The sequence below is a fragment of the Actinomadura mexicana genome (assembly GCF_900188105.1).
In the GTDB taxonomy this organism is placed as follows: Bacteria; Actinomycetota; Actinomycetes; order Streptosporangiales; family Streptosporangiaceae; genus Spirillospora; species Spirillospora mexicana.
In genome coordinates, this window is sequence record NZ_FZNP01000002.1 from 486,619 (window position 1) to 504,249 (window position 17,631).

General features: G+C 66.6%; 8 protein-coding genes. All 8 read left to right on the forward strand.

What is annotated here, in order from left to right; all coding sequences use genetic code 11:
- Positions 1-70 precede the first annotated feature (70 nt).
- The 8 genes from dpdE to dpdD are packed head-to-tail and all read left to right on the forward strand — an operon-like array spanning position 71 to position 17,598.
- Positions 71-3,379 (forward strand): protein DpdE, encoded by a 3,309-nt coding sequence (dpdE, locus tag CHC11_RS06590; protein ID WP_218825955.1) that lies wholly within the window; start codon positions 71-73, stop codon positions 3,377-3,379.
- Positions 3,351-5,957, forward strand: coding sequence for a protein DpdF (dpdF, locus tag CHC11_RS06595; protein ID WP_218825956.1), 2,607 nt, complete (start codon positions 3,351-3,353; stop codon positions 5,955-5,957). Before dpdE ends, dpdF begins: the two co-directional genes overlap by 29 nt.
- On the forward strand, positions 5,957-6,853 hold the full coding sequence (gene dpdG / locus CHC11_RS06600) for a protein DpdG (RefSeq protein WP_089310677.1): 897 nt from the start codon (positions 5,957-5,959) through the stop codon (positions 6,851-6,853). Before dpdF ends, dpdG begins: the two co-directional genes overlap by 1 nt.
- Positions 6,846-9,884 carry a protein DpdH gene (dpdH, locus tag CHC11_RS06605; RefSeq protein ID WP_089310678.1) on the forward strand — a complete coding sequence of 1,013 codons (3,039 nt, stop codon included), beginning with the start codon at positions 6,846-6,848 and terminating at the stop codon, positions 9,882-9,884. The genes dpdG and dpdH overlap by 8 nt, the downstream gene beginning before the upstream one ends.
- The gene (locus CHC11_RS06610; protein ID WP_089310679.1) at positions 9,877-10,560 is read left to right on the forward strand and encodes a hypothetical protein; all 684 of its coding nucleotides are present in this window, start codon (positions 9,877-9,879) and stop codon (positions 10,558-10,560) included. The genes dpdH and CHC11_RS06610 overlap by 8 nt, the downstream gene beginning before the upstream one ends.
- The gene (gene dpdJ, locus CHC11_RS06615; protein ID WP_089310680.1) at positions 10,557-15,044 is read left to right on the forward strand and encodes a protein DpdJ; all 4,488 of its coding nucleotides are present in this window, start codon (positions 10,557-10,559) and stop codon (positions 15,042-15,044) included. Before CHC11_RS06610 ends, dpdJ begins: the two co-directional genes overlap by 4 nt.
- Positions 15,041-15,562 (forward strand): phospholipase D-like domain-containing protein DpdK, encoded by a 522-nt coding sequence (dpdK, locus tag CHC11_RS06620; RefSeq protein WP_218825957.1) that lies wholly within the window; start codon positions 15,041-15,043, stop codon positions 15,560-15,562. Before dpdJ ends, dpdK begins: the two co-directional genes overlap by 4 nt.
- On the forward strand, positions 15,559-17,598 hold the full coding sequence (dpdD, locus tag CHC11_RS06625) for a protein DpdD (RefSeq protein WP_089310681.1): 2,040 nt from the start codon (positions 15,559-15,561) through the stop codon (positions 17,596-17,598). Before dpdK ends, dpdD begins: the two co-directional genes overlap by 4 nt.
- Positions 17,599-17,631 lie beyond the last annotated feature (33 nt).

The window sequence follows — 17,631 nt, forward strand, 5'->3', positions numbered from 1 at the left end:
GACATCAACTAGTGGAGTGCGAACGCTTCAGTGCGGGTCTCCGAGGTTGAGCAGAAGGGGGACTCGAGCGGTGCCTGATCGGTTCACCGTGGGCAAACTGGTCCAGTACCCGGGATCACCTGGAGTCGGAAGAATCGGTACGGTCGAGGGCCGACATGCGCGGGTCGAGTTCTTCGAATCGGTAGCCGCGCCTGTTGCCCATTCCGAGCAGGTGGCCCTCGCCGATTGCCGTGCAGTCGCTCTCGCTGCTGAGACGCGAGTCTACTGGAAGAATCCGGACACTGGTGACTGGCTCGCCGGACGAGTCACCGCCATGGTTGATGATCGCTGTTTCGTCCGATTTCCCAACGCTGTCTATGACCGTCCTGTCCCAGTGAACGAACTTCGGGTGCGGTGGGATCGGCCGATCGCCGATCCTGTCACGGTACTGACGGCGGGCGGGAACGAGTCTGCTTACTTTCATGAGGCCCGGATGCCGTTTCTCCGTGGCCTGGTGGCGCAACGTGCGGCCAGCGCAAACATCTCGGCCCTGTCCTCTTCCGCGGTGGAGTTCTTCTCCCATCAGGTTCATGCCGCACTGACAGTCCTGTCCGACCCGGTGCAGCGGTATCTACTCGCGGACGAGGTCGGGCTGGGGAAGAGCGTCCAAGCAGGCTTTGTCATCCGGCAGACGCTACTTGATCATCCCGAGGCATCGGTTTGTGTCGTGGTCCCGGAGGTTCTCCGGCGGCAATGGTGCCGGGAGTTGCACGACAAGTTCTTCATCGGGGACTTCCCGTCGGCCAGGGTGAAGGTCGTGGCGCATGAAACTCCCGAGCGCTGGGCTGTCTACCACAAGAGTGATCTGGTGGTGGTCGACGAGGCGCACCGGCTGGTGCAGGCGAGCGGGCCCGAGGATCCCACCTATCAAGCGCTGGCGGATCTGGTGCACTCCTCACCCCGGTTGCTGCTGCTGTCGGCGACTCCGATCATGTCGCACCACACAACCCAACTCGGGCTGCTGCATCTACTCGATCCCGAGTTGTACCGGTGGAGCGACAGCAAGGCGTTCGAGCGCAAGTACCGGCTGCGGTCGCAACTGGCCAGAGAGGTTCACGCCCTCGACAGCGACTTCACCTATCTCCTGCCGTCAGCGATCGAGGACATCGGTGCGCTGCTGCCCGCGAGCGACCGCCGGTTCACCGAACTGAGCGGCAAGGTCCTCGAGCTCCTGGACGAGAACGACGAGTTGCGGCCCGACACCGACCCGGCGGAAATCAAGGTCCGGACCGAGGCACTCCGGGCGCACATCAGTGAGGCCTATCGGCTCCACCGGCGGGTTATCCGTCATCGGCGCCACACCGTCGCACGCGAAGACCCAGGCCCGCAGTTCCCGCTGTTCGAGGTGCGTGGCCGCCAAGAACCCCAGACCCTGGTGCTTGACGGTGCCGGCCACGCCGCGGCGGGAGATGCGCTGTCGCGGTGGCGGTCCCAAGTGTGGGACGCCCTCCTCAACGCGGGATTGGAAGGCCAGGCGCCCGAGTACGCAATGGCGCTGGCCGTCCTTGTCTCGCGCGCCTGTGTATCGCCGGAGGAGTTCGCTGCGGCCCTGGCCTGGCGGATCGAAGGTGACCAGATGGCGGCGGACTGGGCCGGGCTGGACGCACGCGAGCGAGCACTGCTGCGCGAACCGGCGGTGCTGGAGGCCGACCGAGCGGCGTTGGCGGGATTGCGCGAGTTGCCCGGCGGGTTCCGCCTTGGGAAACGGCATCTCGATGATCTGATCGACACGATGCTCCCGGCCATCAAGTCCAGGCGCCGAGCAGTCATCTTCTGCGGGCCGGGGCGCCTTGCCGGGGCTCTGACTGAGCGCATGCGGCAGCGCTTCGGGAAACTGGCCGTGTACGAACACTCCCGCCAGGTGGATGCCGACGCCGCCGAGGAAGCGATTTCCGCCTGGTCGGTACCCATGAGCAAGCACCCAGGCAGCACGGTACTGGTCACCGACGACTCGGCCGAGGACGGGCTGAACCTCCAGGCGGCCGATGCCGCCGTGCATGTACGGCTGCCGTGGTCTCCCAACCAACTGGAACAGCGGCTCGGACGTGTCGATCGTTATCAGGCTCCGGGCAGCGGCCCTGCGGAACCCGCGCACCAGTACCTGATCGGAGACCCTGACGCGGAGGCCTCGTTCATACAGGCCTGGTCCGTTCTGCAGACGGACGGATTCAAGATCTTCACCGAGTCGGTCTCCACTCTCCAGGACGCGATCTCGGAGGGGCTCGTCGAGGTGTGGACCGCTGCGCTCGAGCAGGGGCCTGAGGGGCTGCTCGCGATGGCTGAGCCGGTGAAGAGCAATCTCGGGGCGGCACGCGATGAGATAGACAAGTTGGACATGCTCGAGGCCGTCCACGAGACCGCCACGGAGGCCCGGGAACTCACCGGGGCGTTGCTGGAGGTGGAGGCGGCCTGGCGTGAGATGCGCACGGCTATGTTCAGCTACGTCGCGGACAAGGGCGGCATCAAACTGCGCCATCACGACCGGACCGTGGCTGGCTGCGAACGGGAGGTCTTCGACCTCTGGCAGTCCCACCCGCTGCTCGACCCGCGCCGCTGGTTCGATGCCCGGTCGCGGGTCTCCCAGGAGATGGCGCAGGGTGCTTTCAACCGCTCGGCAGCGTTTCGGGCCCCGGGCACCCGGCTCTTGCGCCCGGGGAATCCGCTGGTCGACATACTCGCCGCAGCCATCTATCACGACGATCGCGGGCAGGCCTCGGCGTTCCGCAGGATCGATCCCGCCTATGAGGGGCCGGCGATCGCGTTCTTCGGCTTCGACTACCTGATCGAGGCAGATCTGTCTGGGGCGCTCAGCCTGGTCACCGATCAGGCCGGAGCGAGCCTGGCGCTGCGGCGGCAGGCCGACCAGTTGCTGCCACCGTTCACGCTCAGGACTTGGATCGAGGCGGGCACGCAGTCGCCCGTCACAAGCGCGTCGGTGACGGGCTGGCTTGAGCGGCCCTACGACAACAGACGCGACCGCAACTACAACGCAGAACGGATGTCGCACTTGCTGGAGGTGTTCGGAGGCTGGGCCGGTTACCGCACCGCCGCCGTCGACGCGGAACACCTCGCGCGTGCCCATCTGGCCGACGTGACTGATTTGGCTCGCAGGTGCGCCCGCGCCCAGGAGCGCTCTCGGCAGCGAGTCGCGATCACGCTCGCCCAAGCACAGGCCCGACAGGACGCTGGTCATTTGGTCGGTGACACCGAGAGCCTGCTGACCGACGCGGCGGTGACCGACGCGCTGGTGGAGGGGTTGTCCCAGCCGGCGGTGAAGGTGGTCGCCGCCACGTGCATCATCCGCACCGGGCGTGAGGCGGTACGACGTGTCGGCCAGTGACTGGGTCAAGGCCAAGCATCTCTTCGCGGAATGGCCCGACCGTCAGCGCTCCGACGATGCCAGCGGCACACTGCGCCGTTTGTCGGACGCGCTGGCGCAGGTTCAGGACGGCGGCGCCGGCTGGCGAGACATCGCAACGCTGACCAGGCAGGTGCTGTTGGAGGCTCATGCTCGCGGCAACGAGTCGCCGTTGACGGTACCCGCCGACCCTGCACTGCCGACGATCGAGCAGTGGTGGCTGGCCGGATGCCAGGCACGGCAACTGACACCTGGCATGATCACCGTGTCCGCACGCCTCTGGCATCCCGACGTGCCCGAGGGCCCGGCGGCCAAGGCTGCTGAAGCAGACCTCCGGCAGGTCTATCTCGGCCACAACTCCAGGCAGCGTCTCCGGCTGGAGGGTGTTCCAGGGGACCCTTTCTGGTCCGCCGCGGTGGACTATGAGCGTTACTACTCGGTCGGCCAGCGCCAAGCCGCACGCTCGGTGGTGCTGGCACCTGCGGGAAGCACCACGATCATCTGTCTTCCCACCGGGCATGGCAAGACCCCGGTGGCGCTGGCTCCGGTGCTGCTCGGCGGGCGGGGCCGCGGTGTTGCCGTGGTGGTCGTGCCCACGGTCGTGCTCGCCCTCGACATGGAACGCCGCGTCCGCGATCTTGTGGACAGGCAGGCCGTGAAAGCACCCACTGGCCGCTACGCATATACCGGCAACCTCCCCGAGGAGGTCAAGCGCCAACTCGTGGACGATATCCGTACCGGGCGCCAGCCGGTGGTGTTCACCGCGCCGGAGGCGGTGGCGAAAAGCCTGCGCAAGCCGCTGGACGATGCCGCCGAGGCGGGCCTGCTCAGCCACTTCATCATCGATGAAGCACACCTGGTCGAGCAGTGGGGCAACGAGTTTCGGCCCGAGTTCCAAACAATGGCCGGCCAACTGCGCGGCTGGCGGCGGCGGGCACCCGAAGGCCGGGAGCCGCGCGCGGTGGCCATGAGCGCCACCCTCACCAGCGCGCAAGTCGAAACCCTAAAGTTCCTGTTCGGTGGCCCCTTGGGAGCGGAGGTCGTCTGGGCCTCGCAGCTGCGCAGTGAGCCGAGTTACTACATCGGCTCGTTCGGCGATGAGCAGACCCGGCGGGAGGATGTGGCCCGGGCGCTGACCCTTCTGCCTAAACCGTCGATCCTGTATGTGACCAGGGTCGAGGACGCCCGGGAATGGGCCGCACACCTGCAAGATCTCGGGATGCGGCGGGTGACCGCTGTCACCGGCGGGTCCACCGACGACGAGCGGCAGAGCGCCATGGAAGGCTGGGCTGGTCGCAGCGCACAGGCACCGGCGCCTACTTACTACGACACCGTGATCGGTACCTCTGCTTTCGGTCTGGGAATCGACCTCGCCGATGTCCGCACCGTGGTGCACGCATGCCTGCCCGAGACCGTGGACCGTTACTACCAGGAGGTCGGGCGCGGCGGACGCGACGGAAACCCGTCGGTGGCCTACATGGCCACTGCCCCACGGGATTTCCGCTTGGCGAGTGACCTCAACGCCCAGGCGATCCTCCGGCCGGAGACGGCGTGGGAGCGGTGGAGCGCCATGTTCCATCAGCGTCTGCGCCCCGATTCCGGCGGCATTTACCAGCTGAATCTCGGGTCGCTGCGAGCCAGCCTCGCGACGGGATACGAGACCAATCGCAAGTGGAACATCCATACGCTCAACCTCATGGTCAGGGCCAAGCTGATCGAATTGAGATCACCCGAGCCCCCTGCACCAACTGACGGGGAACCACCCGATGCCTGGCGTGTCCGGCTGCAGGACTATGTCGAGGCGCTGCCGGTCAGGGTCGATGTCCGGCTACTGGACGGCGGCACGAATGATCATCGGTACTTCACCGACAAGATCGCCGCGGCGAGGACGGGCATCCTGGACGCCCAGCGGGCCGCTTTGCAGCGGCTGCGCGAAGCGGTGAAGGGCAGCCGATGTGTCGCGGACGTTCTCGCCGATTATTACATCCTGCAGCGCTCGGCAGGATCGCTGCCGACCTCTGCCGCCTGCCGCGGGTGTCCTTATTGTCGTACTACCCGTGAACCACCTGACAACGGCCATCTCTACACCGAACCGTGGCAGCCCGACCCCGACCTCGTGTCCTGGCCCGGCGTCCCCAGTGACCCACTGAATTCCTTCCGCGGGCAAGGTCAGACCAGTCTCAGCATCTATTGGGCCGGCGAGGACGAGTATCGAGATCTCGTCGCTGATCTGGTGACTCGTCTGTGTCGAAGGGGGATGTCCATCGTCGGTGGCGTTGGTCTCGACGCGGGCTTCCTCGCCCGCATCCAGCAGAACGCCGCGCCGCATCCCCTCATTTTCGACGCTGAGGAAGACCTCCTTGCGGGCTTCCCCGGTCCCCTCATCCAGGTGCTGGGCGGCCAGCAGATGAGTACCGCCGAGGCTGAACGTTTCTGGAGCACCGACATCACCTATTTTGTGCACGCTCGCCATCTCCAGCACCCCGGCAAGGCTGGCGCGCGCCTCGTCGACGTGCACGGCAGCAGCATTTCCGTCCGAACCGCCTTGAGGTCTCTGTAATGGCACTGATCAACGATCCGGCGTCGCGGCCTGCTCCGATGTGGGCGGTGGTGCGATTCCTGGCCGCCGAGAAGCGGCCTGTCGCCGCCGAACGCGCCAAGAATCTCCTGACGCCTCCCGGGCTGGTCGGGGACGACCACAAGATGTTCGAGTGGGCCGTCGACACGCTGAAGAGACTCCGGTTGGCGGAGGAGACACCCGAGGGATACCTGCGGCTCACCGGCCCCGCCGCCCATCTGGGTGTGGCCGACTACGGGGCGTTCACCGGTGTGCTACGCAACGCGGTGCTCGCCCCTGAACTCAACTCTGGGTTGGGAAACGACGATAGCCAGGTTGAGGCCCGTGACCTGACCCGAGCCTTGTGCTGGTTCCTGTCCCTGGACCCCACAGGGGAAAGCGTCGGCCTCGGTAACTATCCCCGGCTCCAACTGAACGTTCTCAGTTCGGTGGTCGGGAAAGCCATTGAGAACAACAACCGCTGGAACTACTTCAAGGTATGGGCCCCCGCGCTCGGATTGGGGGCGGCGGCGCTAACGGTCAGCGGTGACGCGAGCCACCTGGTGCCCGACTGCACGCAGGCCGTCAGGCAGGTGGCGCAAGCGCTCTGGAGAACTGCGGACACGGTGAGCGCCGTGGAGGTACTGGACAAGCTGCGGACCGCCTTGCCGGTGCTGCCCGGCGGTGCCTATTCGACCGCGGTCGGAGTGGCGTCCCCCGGTGACACCGTGGCTGGGCCCGCGCTCTCCTTCGCCCTGCTACGCGGGGCCGACGAGGGCTGGTGGAGTCTGAAACGCGACGCCGACGCCAGTCGCACCCTGAGGATCCACGATCCCGACCGCCCGTCCTCCCCTCTTTCCTGCAGTTCCATCACGATCTTCGAGGATCTCCATGGCTGACCTCCGCGGCCACCTGTGCTGGGCGCCTGAGACCGCCTCCGCGACCATCAACACCGAGGCGGTCAATCCGTCCCCGGCGGTGTTCCTGGCCACGCACACGCCGTTGCGCATCCGCCGGGCCCGAATTCAGGATCGCTCGCTGATCCCCATGGACGGCACTGCCGACGAGGGCACCGTCCTGGCTGACTTCCTGGAACGTCGATCAACCACAGGAGCACTGCTGATGCCGGTGGTGGGCGACACCGGCTCGGGAAAGTCCCACCTCGTGCGGTGGGTGAGGGAGAACATCCCCGTTTCCGGCGACCGCCAGGTCATCTACCTGGAGAAGACGCAGACCAGCCTCAAGGCGGTCGTGAATGCGCTTCTGGAAGGAGTGGACAGCGAGTCACTGAGCAAACTGCGAGCCGACATCGACTCCTTCAGCAGTGGGCTGGACGAGGTCGCGCTGGCCCGGCGGTTGATCAACGCGCTGAACGAGGCACTGGCGGCCACCTCACCCCGGGACTTGTCGGGTGCGAACCGGATTCTGGCGGGACCCCGCGGGCTCGCTGTACTCCTCCAGGACCCCCATATTCAGCAGTATCTGTTGGGGCCCGGCAAGTACGTCCCGCTGCTGGCCGCTCAACTACTACACGACCGTGACGCCGCCTCCCCCGAACGTCCCGCCGGTTTCACAGTGGACGACCTGCCGCTAAAGGTGAGGGAGATCGACAAGGCCGCTGAGGTCTCCAAAGCGCTACTCTCCAAACTGCTGTCCAAGCCGGACCTGCGTACCGCGGCCGTCGACCTGCTCAACCAGCATATCGAGACGGCGATCCAAAACGTCTCCAGCCTGGGCTCTGGCCGGTTGCAACAAGCGATGCTCCAGGTGCGGCAGGAGTATGCGCGCCAGGGCAAGGAAATCATCCTGCTGGTCGAGGATTTCGCCTTGGTCCAGGGCGTGCAGCGCGAGTTGCTCGACGCGCTGACCGAGCCCGCCGTTCGTGAGGGCACCATCCGGTACGCACACATGCGCACGATGATGGCGGTGACCACCGGCTACTTCACCGATCTTCCCGAGACGGTGATGAGTCGGGTGTCCGCGGCCACCACCGGATACCTCTACGACCTCGACCTGATCTTCAACCGGCAGGACGATGGCGCCGAGCAGATCGCCTCGTTCGTAGGCCGTTACCTCAACGCGGCACGGATCGGCCAGGAAGAACTCGAGCGGTCCGGCGGACACCGTGTGCCCAACATCTGCGAGACATGCCCGGTCAGGAGCTCCTGCCACGACTCCTTCGGTCACAGCCCGGAAGGCCATGGCCTCTATCCCTTCAACCGGCCGGCGCTGCTGCGGATGGTCCATTCGGTGGCTCCGGCTAACCAACCCTGGGCCTTCGTCCCCCGTACAGTGCTCAGCAACGTCGTCCGCCGGGTCCTGGTCGATGATGCCGCCGAGATCAGCGCGTGTACCTTCCCTGATGCTGCTTTCAAGGAGCGTTTCCCACTCGGACCGGAAGATCCGCCATTGACCTCCGCGGTGTCGGAGCTCGTCAACAGCTACGATCAGATTGCCCCCCAGCGCCGCAACACGTTGCTGGAGTTCTGGGGTGATGCTCCGGCCGACCCGGCTGAGTTGGATCCGGGCATCCTCGAGGCATTTGGACTACCTCCCTTGCCCGATGAGGCCAGTCAGCATCGTCCGGCGGGTCCGGAGCCCACTCCGTCCGCCAAGGGTAAGTCTCCAGCGGGGGAGAACACGCCCTCTCCGGCCCTGCGGCGCAAACTCGAGGCCATCGAGAACTGGGCCACCCGAAACCTTCCACTCCAGCAGGCCATCGCAGGTGAACTGCGTGCCCTTATCGGCGAGACGGTGTTCCGCCGCTACAACTGGTCGCAGCCACTCATGAAGGAGATAGGGAAGACAGAAGCCGCCTCACGTGCCTGGCCCAACAACTCCATCGTGGTCTCCATCGAGGGGGCGGGTGGCGAAAACCTGCCCGGGACGGCCGCCGCCCCCATCAAGTTCAAGCGCAACACCCTCAACAGCCAGTTCTTTCAGAGCCTGCTGCTCGCCAAGTACAACTCGGGCGTCCCCAGATCCGAGGACATCCGCCGGCTGGCCCGCTTCGCCGACACCAAGGCCACGGATCTGGCAGCCAGGCTCCAGCAGAGCTTTGAGACCTCTGACGCCGACCTCACCACAGGGTTGCGAGCCGCACTTATTGGCGCGGCGCTCGCGGGGAAGGCCTGGCCCGGCATGGACGACGCCGACTTGCTCAGCGCCGCACTGCACGACGGCCGCGGCTGGACGCGCGGCGACCACACCATCCGCACCGCTCAATGGCGCCAACTGTTGGAGCATCATCTGAACCAGCGCAAGACCCTCGTGGAAGGACTCCGTGCCGGCCTCGGCTTGTCGCAAGGAATCGGGGCCGTACAGATGATCGACGCGGCCCGAGCCCTCCCGTTGCTGCGGCAAGCGGCCTCCAACTGGACCTGGCGCTCACCGGGGCAGGTTCCCGAGTGGGTGAAGCGTGCGGTCACGGGCTTTGCGACCTGGGAGGAGCGCATCGACGAGCAGAACACCGAGTTGGCAGCCACGCTCGGCAGGGTCCGCCGGCACCTGCCACGAGAAACCAGCGGGCGAGACAGTGTCGAAGCCGTTCAGGCGGCGCTGAAGGAAGCGGACAAGGTCGGTCTGTCCCCCACCGGAGCCCAGCAGAGGGACCGCCTGGATGCGCTCATCGCCGAAGCCGCCAATGCCGACTGGCAGGTTGTTTCGGCCCTCGAGCGGGACCTGAACAAGATCTCCTCAGCCGAGGCTGACCATGCAACGGCGGTGCGGGTCCATGCGGCCGTCCGGGATCGCGGTGCGTCGCTTTCCGCCATTGAGGCGTTCCTCACTGGGGCGGACCAGTGGCTGACCACCGCGCTGGGCGACGCCGGCGCTCGAAGCGACCTTGCCGGTGACGCCGCCGCCAGGGATGTGCAGACGGTGCTCAATGAATGGGCCGCGTTGAGCGAGGGGAAGAACGACGATGGCTGACGGATATTCCGTACTCGACAAGGCCCTGCAATTGCAGGGCGAGGCCCGCCGACTAGATCTTGGACGCAAGGACGTCCAGCAAGCCGAACGCATCGCCGAACGCGTCCACACACTCCGCGCCGCGCTCGGCGAACTGCGCGGCAGAGCCGACCTGGCCCGCACCCTCTCACAGCGGACCGGTGCCCGCATCGACCTGTCGGGGCTGAGCAACGGACAGCGGGAACTCGCTCGCAAGGCCGCGGGCGGACTCCCGAGCAACAGCGCATTCAACACCGCCCGCCAGAAGATCAAAGAGTCGAGCGACGGGCTCCTGGCCGAGATCCTGGACGTCTGGCGGACCTGGACGGCGCAGCGGCTGGATCGGCTTCCTCTGAACAGGATCGCGATGCTCGACGGGACCCAGCAGAAGGCGGCGCGTTCTACCCTCAGCAACCTCCGGACCTGCGCGCGCTCCGCCAACCTCACCTCCACCGACATCGTCATGTTCGTCACGCAATACGAGGGCCTGGAAGCTCAACTGGAGCAGGCCCAGGACGCGCCCCCGGCCCTGCTCGACTTGCTAAACCGTCTGAACACGGCCCCCTTGGCGCTGCGGGAGGTGAGCGACGAACAGATCGCGTTGCTGCGCCGCTACTCGATGGACGTTGAGATCGAATTGCGCAGGAGGAACTCGTGACACTAGGCCTGCACCCGCGCTTGGCCAGTCACCTGCTGGATCGGCTGGAAGACCTCGAACTCCCGCTGTTGGCATGGGGAGTCACTGCCGGCGCCCTGTCCAAGGACGAAGTTCTGGAGGTGATCTTCGAATCTCTTCTCGACCACCCGGACGCTCCGCAGAATGCCACCCCAGAAGACGTCCTGGGCAGGCTGATCGACATGGCGCTTCTGCACCCCGTCCCGGATTCGTCGCCCTCGCGGTATCGGACACGCTTCGCCGAGGCGCTGCGGCTCACCACCCAACTGCGACAACTCTTTCCCTGGCATCTCGACGCCGACGGCACCTCGAACCGCTGGTGGACACGTGGGCACCGCCTCGTCGCTGACTATCGACTGCACACCGCCGCGCGCCGGTACCCACGTCGGGACATCTGCGCGGCCGACGCGCTGGCAGCGTTCCGGCAAATCCCGCAATGGGGCCCGGTTCACGAACACACGGCCGCCGCACAGATCGGCGATCGGAGCCTCGCCCGGTTCCAGGTGGCGGCAACGCAGGCGGTCCTCGGCTCCCTCACCCGCGGGCGGTCGGCGGGCGTGATCGTCGGTGCGGGCACTGGCAGCGGCAAGACGCTCGCGTTCTACCTACCCGCCATGGCCGTCATGGCCGAGCAGGCCCGCCCTGGGCACTCCCGCGTTCACACGCTGGCCCTGTATCCGCGGACAGAACTGCTGCGCGACCAGCTACGCGAGGCCCTGGCCAGCACGCAGGCGGTCGAGTCCGTTCTGAGGCGGGACGGTCGGCGCCCCCTGCGCATCGGTGTCCTCTACGCGGACACCCCGCGAACTCCGCAGGAACTCGACGATTCGGGCCCAAGGCAGACCGCGGCAGCGCGGCGATGGCATCGGCGCAGCGATGGGGTGATCTGCCCGTTCCTGACCTGCCCGCAATGCTCCGACGGTGAACTGCTCTGGAACACGGCCGACCGGAAGGCCGGTTCGGAACGGCTGGTCTGCCTGGGCTGTAGGAAGGTCGTTCCGCCAGGCCGCCTCGCACTGACCCGCCGATCGCTTCAGGACGACCCACCGGATCTGCTGTTCACCACGACCGAGATGCTCAACCGGAACGGCTCAAACCCGTGGCTGGGCCGTCTGCTGGGCTGGTCGGGGTCGCACCCCCCGTCGCTAGTCCTGCTCGACGAGGTGCATACCTACGCCGGTCCGCAGGGCGCCCAGGTTGCCCTGCTCCTGCGACGATGGCGGCATGCGGTACGCAAGCCCGTCACCTTCGTCGGCCTGAGTGCCACGCTCAAGGACGCCGGCCCGTTCTTCGCCCAGCTCACCGGACTGCCCGGCAACGCGATCGAATATATCGAACCGGCCCCTTCCGACCTGGAGGAGGAGGGCCGGGAGTACGCGATCGCGCTGCGCGGGGATCCGGTCTCAGGCGCGAGCCTGCTGTCCACGTCAATCCAGACCGCGATGCTCTTCGGCCGGATGCTAGATCCGCAACGTCAGCCATCCCTGTTCGGTTCAACCGGTTTCCTGTTCACCGACGACCTGGACGTCACCAACCGCTTTTATGACGACCTGCGCGACGCCGAAGGCGGTCAGTCACGTGGCGGAATCCGGCTAGGCTCGCGACGCGGGAAGGTGCTGGCGGGACTGCGCTCCCCAGACCTGCCCCAGCAGTCGGCACGCTATGACGACGGGCAATCCTGGGACCTCGCTGAGAGAATCGGGCATCACCTCGATCCGGAGCTGGTAACCGGGGCTTTGCAGATCGGCCGTACCTCCTCCCAGGACACCGGCGTCGACCCGAACGCCCAGTTGACCGTCGTGACCTCCGCCGTGGAGGTGGGGTTTAACGACCCTCGCGTCGGCCTGGTGCTCCAGCACAAGGCACCCCACAACCCGGCCTCCTTCATCCAGCGCAGGGGCCGGGCGGGCCGCAGCCGCGGCACCCGCCCGCTCACCATCGTCACGCTGTCGGACTTCGGCCGCGACCGCCTGAGCTACCAGGGCTACGAGACGCTCTTCGCGCCCGAACTCACCGCGCGGAGCCTCCCGATTCACAACAGGTACGTCCTGAAAATTCAGGCGACCCAGTCGCTGATGGACTGGCTCGGCCGTGACCTACGGCGCGTGCATCCCCGACAGGATCCCCGCGTGCTGCTCACCGCCCCCAGGCGCCAACTGACGGCCGTGCAAGTGCAGGCCGGTCACTGGCTCGCTGACCGGCTGGAGCGGCTCCTGTCCGACAGCGCCCTGCAGGACAGGCTGGCCCGCCATCTTCAGGCGGCACTGCAGGTCAGCTCGGACGAGGCCCAGGCTCTGCTGTGGGACCAGCCTCGTTCGCTGCTACTCGCCGTGGTTCCCACCGCGCTGCGCAGGCTGCGCAGCGAGTGGAAGCCGCTGCGCGACGATCCGGGAGCCGTAGCCGGGGAACTGCTCCCCGAGTTCGTGACGCGTTCGCTGTTCGCGGCGCTCAACCTTCCTGAGGTCGAGTTCGACCTGCCGTTCGAGACCGGAAACGACGACGAACTGCTGCCCGTCGCCAGAGCGCTCAATGAAGCCGTCCCGGGCCGGGTGAGCAAACGCTACGGCTACCGGCGCGACGAGCACCGCACCTGGATGCCCGCTCCCGAGGACGGCGACCAACTCGAACTCGACCAGGCACTCATTCCCCGATCCCAAGAAGAGGGGACCTGGCACCCGCTCGGCGCTGATCCTGCCGGCTTGCTGGTTCTGCGGCCCTTCCGGATGCGGCTTCACCAACCCCCCAAGGAGGTGGCGAGCCGCTCCCAAGGCACCCCCCGATGGGGCACACAGATCGTCGTGCCCGACGAGGCCACACTCGGTGATCAAGAGGTTAACGGGGCCGCCCCGTGGCAGTGGAACCTGCGCATCGGCTTCGCCACGCACGCCACCGGCAACCCGATCGAGATTCGCCGGATGACCCACGGGGCCGACTGCGAGGTGGTACGCGGGCGTTCCAGCGACCGCAGGCGCATCCGCTACACCCTCGAAGGTCGGCCTGCCGCCCTGGGATTCAGCCTCCGGGTCGACGCGGTCCGTATCGGGCTGGGCCCACTCGACCTGACCGCTCCCCGCATTAAGGAATATTTGGCCTCTCCCCAATGGCGGTCCCAGGCGTTCTTCCATGCGGTGGCCGAGGACGAGACCCTCGCCGAGGCAGCCAACGTCTTCAAGCGCGACTGGCTCGCCCTGGTCTATCTCACCGCCTTCGCCCTCGCCGGACTGGACGGCAACACCACCCCTGAGCAGATCCGGATAGCGCTGTCCGGTGGTTCCTGGCGCGACGATCTCGCGACGATCCTTGGCGTGCTCTACCGCGAGGACGAGGCCGCCGAAAGCCAGGCCACAGCCCGCCTGGTCGCCGACCTGATCGAACTCAGCCACGACGACAGGGTGATCAGCGCACTCGACCGGGCAGGGCAGCTCCTTACCGCCCCGGACGTGGCCGACCTCACTCGGGAGCAGGCTCGCCGCGCCTACCGCGACACCTTCGCCGCCGCCGTGCTCGCCGCCGCGCTACGGGTCTGCCCCGACGCGCAGGAAAGGGACCTGATCGTCGACATCGTCCCAGGAACCGGTCCCGGCTCGGCCGACACGATTTGGCTGTCGGAGACCTCGATCGGTGGGCTCGGCGTGATCGAACAACTAGCCCGCTCCTACGCCACGGCCCCAACACGCTTCTGGTCACTGGTCGCCGGTGCCCTGCGGCCGAACGATTACGAGTACATCGACGCGACCGTCACCCGGCTCTTGCGGCACATCGTGTTCGAAGAACCCGCCGGTACCGCGGCGGCCGCCGTCGAGCGGATACGCAACTCGCCCTCGGCCGCCGAAGCCGACCACGCCCTGGGTGCCCTGCGGGCCGCCTGGGCCGAACTCGACGGAACCCCACGCCATGGCGCGGTCGCCACCGTCTCGACCCGGCTGTTGCGCCCTGGAAGCAACCGGGAAACCGACGAGAGTGCCCTGCGGATCCTGGACTCCTGGGCCGGCCTGGAGAGTCGGCTCGGAATCGAGATCGATGCCCGCGTGATCGCCTACGCGGTCGGCTCCGGGCGCCTTCAGGTAGGTGCCGGTCCTCTGAAGGCCGACCAGGCATTCAGCATGATGTGGCCGCGCGGTGCGCAGGCACGCAACCACCATCTGCAGCACTACCAACCGTACCTGGGCGCCAAGGCATTTCTCGACCGGCTGCTGGTGGAGGCCGCCCATGACGAGCGGCTACCACGGATTGAGGTGACCGAATCCGGTTGGGAACAGCAGTACAAGAAGGTCATGGCCGAAAGCGGGGCCGCCGACCTCTCGTGCCCAGCGGGTGACCGCCGCGCCCTGAGTGATGCTCTGGCCAAGGTCCCGGCGATCCGGGTGGACCGTGACGTGCTTCGGGTCCACGGTGAGGTCGAGCATGTCACCCGAGCCGCGAACCAGTACATCGCAAGAGTGGTCCTGCGGGAGGCAGAGCTGTGACGGATCGGGAGCGCACCCTGCGCACCGGCAGCCGGATGGGGCTGCGAGCAGATTCCATTCTCGGAGCCGCCCTGCTGTCGGAACTCGTCCACCCCGGGCCGGTGCTCTGGCTGGTGTCAAGCTGGATCACCGACGTTGAAGTGCTCGACAACGGGCATGGCGCGTTCGATGCGCTGCTGGGCGACGACCCGCCCGCCACGTGCAGGCTGTCGCAAATACTGGGCTCAATCGGCGCGGCGGGGGCGGACGTGCACGTGGTGACCAGGCCCACCCCGCATAATCAGGCCTTCATCGACCGGCTCCGCACCACCGTCCACAGCCAGCGGCTTCGGTTGACGCTCGATCCCAAGGTCCACGAGAAAACTCTGTGCGGCCGCGATTGGATGCTCAGCGGATCCATGAATTTCACCATAAGCGGGCTCGGCGACAACGAGGAATCAGTGACCTACCGCGTCGGTGATCCGGCCGTCGCCCAGGCACGGCTGGATTTCGCCGCACGATGGAAGGACCAGGTGTGACCGGCCAGAACCCTCCTCCGACCACGCCGGACAACGAGAGCGCCCGCGTTGAGGTCTTGCTCGAACGCTTCTTCGGGGCCGGCAATGACGCCGCTCAATGGGGCGAGTTGATCAGGCCGTTCGTCGACACACTGCGCAGTTCAGCGGACGCCCCGATCGTGCTGCCCCGCTTCCACGCGGACACCCGCGATTTCGCAATGTACGTCATCACCCGGTCTCCCACCGAACTCGTCCAGGCACGAGAGTTGGTCAGGGCATTCGTGGGACCCACCTACAGCACCGGCGGCGACACGATTCCGGCGGCTCTCGACTCCGAGGACCCTATCGACGCCGCAGTGATCGACTTCGCCGGTCCGCAAAGCACATTGGTCATCCGGACCAGTTCGCACCAGCATTACCGGCCGAAGTTGCGCGTGGCGTTGCAGTTGATGCAGAGCACGGCCGCCAGCCGGCCGGCCAGATCCTGGACAGTGATCAGGCCGCTCGGCCGACTGCTCGCCGAGTTCGATGCGTCGCTGGCCGCCGGCGGCGTTGCGTCCTCGAATTCAGCCCTAGAACAGGTCATCGCCCGCGGCGGGATCAGTGCCACCAACCTTGCGCATCTACGTATTAAGCGGTTCGACCGGCTGGGTCTGGGGCGGGACCTGCTGGCATTGAACGGCCTTGCCGAAGTCATGCGCCAAGATCCGCCGCGGCCCGTCACCGAAGCGGTCCTCAACGCCGTGCACAGCACGGCGTTGGACGAGCCGTTGAGCCAGGGCGACATCCCCGGTGCTTGCGACCGGCTTCGCGAGATCAACCTCCCTCTGCCCATCAAGGCCGATGTCGGCTTCTACAGCGACGAAGCCGTCACCGTCATGCTCACGACGGCAGTGGGACGAGGTGATCTCTCACAGCTTGCCCGCCTGGTCACGGCGTTGCGCCAGGACGACCGCCAGGACTCGGTGCCCGACATTGTGTGGCAAAAGGCCACCATCCTGGTGCAACCCCAGAGCCCTCACCCGCCCCTTCCCCAGGAGGCAAAGCCCGGCGCAACGCCGCCGATTCCCGCTCCGGAATCGACCCCAGATTTTGGCGAGCCCTCCCAGTTGGAGTCCTGGGGCGAACTCTTCAAGAGTCTCGCCGCTCCCGGCCCCTCACATCGGGCCGCACTCGACGCCCTCCGCCACGAGGTATGGAGGGACTGGCCTCCTCTGCCGGATTCCGACGAAGAACTCTCGCACGCACTCGCGGCCTTCGACGACACCGCCTGGAACCGGGCATGGGCGGCCGTCGGGGCAATCATCGAAGTGATCGGCAGCGCCGACACTGCCCCCGGCACGGTCCGCGAGTTCATCACCTACGCGCTCACTTTCAACAAGTTCTCGGCCGCCGACCTGGTCACGCTCCAGGCACTCACCGAGATCTTCCTGCGCGCCCGTCCAGTCGCCGACGCCTACCGTTCGCTGCTCGAGGAGTTGCGAGACAGTTGCCCCCAATGGGTCTCCCCGGAGAACGCCGACCCGGCCCTGGATCTCGCCGACCGACTGGTACTTGCCGCCTGCCCCGATAACAATGCTCGGCTGGGCCTCGCAGTCGCACTACTCACTCCGCTACACCGCTATCAGGGCCGCCTAGACGACTCCATCCTGCCCTTCGCGCGGCAACTTTCCGATGAACTGGACCTCCCCCTCGACTGGCCACAGGAGGAACCTGCCGAGGAAGACGACGGTCTCGGCGACTTGGCCGGACGCTCCCTGCTGCTGTACTCCCTCGACGAGGCGGTTCTGGATCGTGCCTCAAGAGCGTTGCAACAGCAGGCCCCAGACCTCAAGATCGCCCTTTCCTTCGACAAAGTGGGCAATCCATCACTCAGAGAGAAGGCACGGCGCGCCGATGTGATCGCCCTCGCTACAAGATGCGCCACTCACGCCGCAACCGGATTCATCACCACACACGCCAAGGCTTCCGAAATCACCTACGCGGACGGAAGCGGCTCGGCATCGCTTCTACGCGCAGCGACGAACGGCCTCAAGGCGCTACAGCAGCGGGTGTAGCCACCACATGCATGAAACCGTCCTCCGACAAGG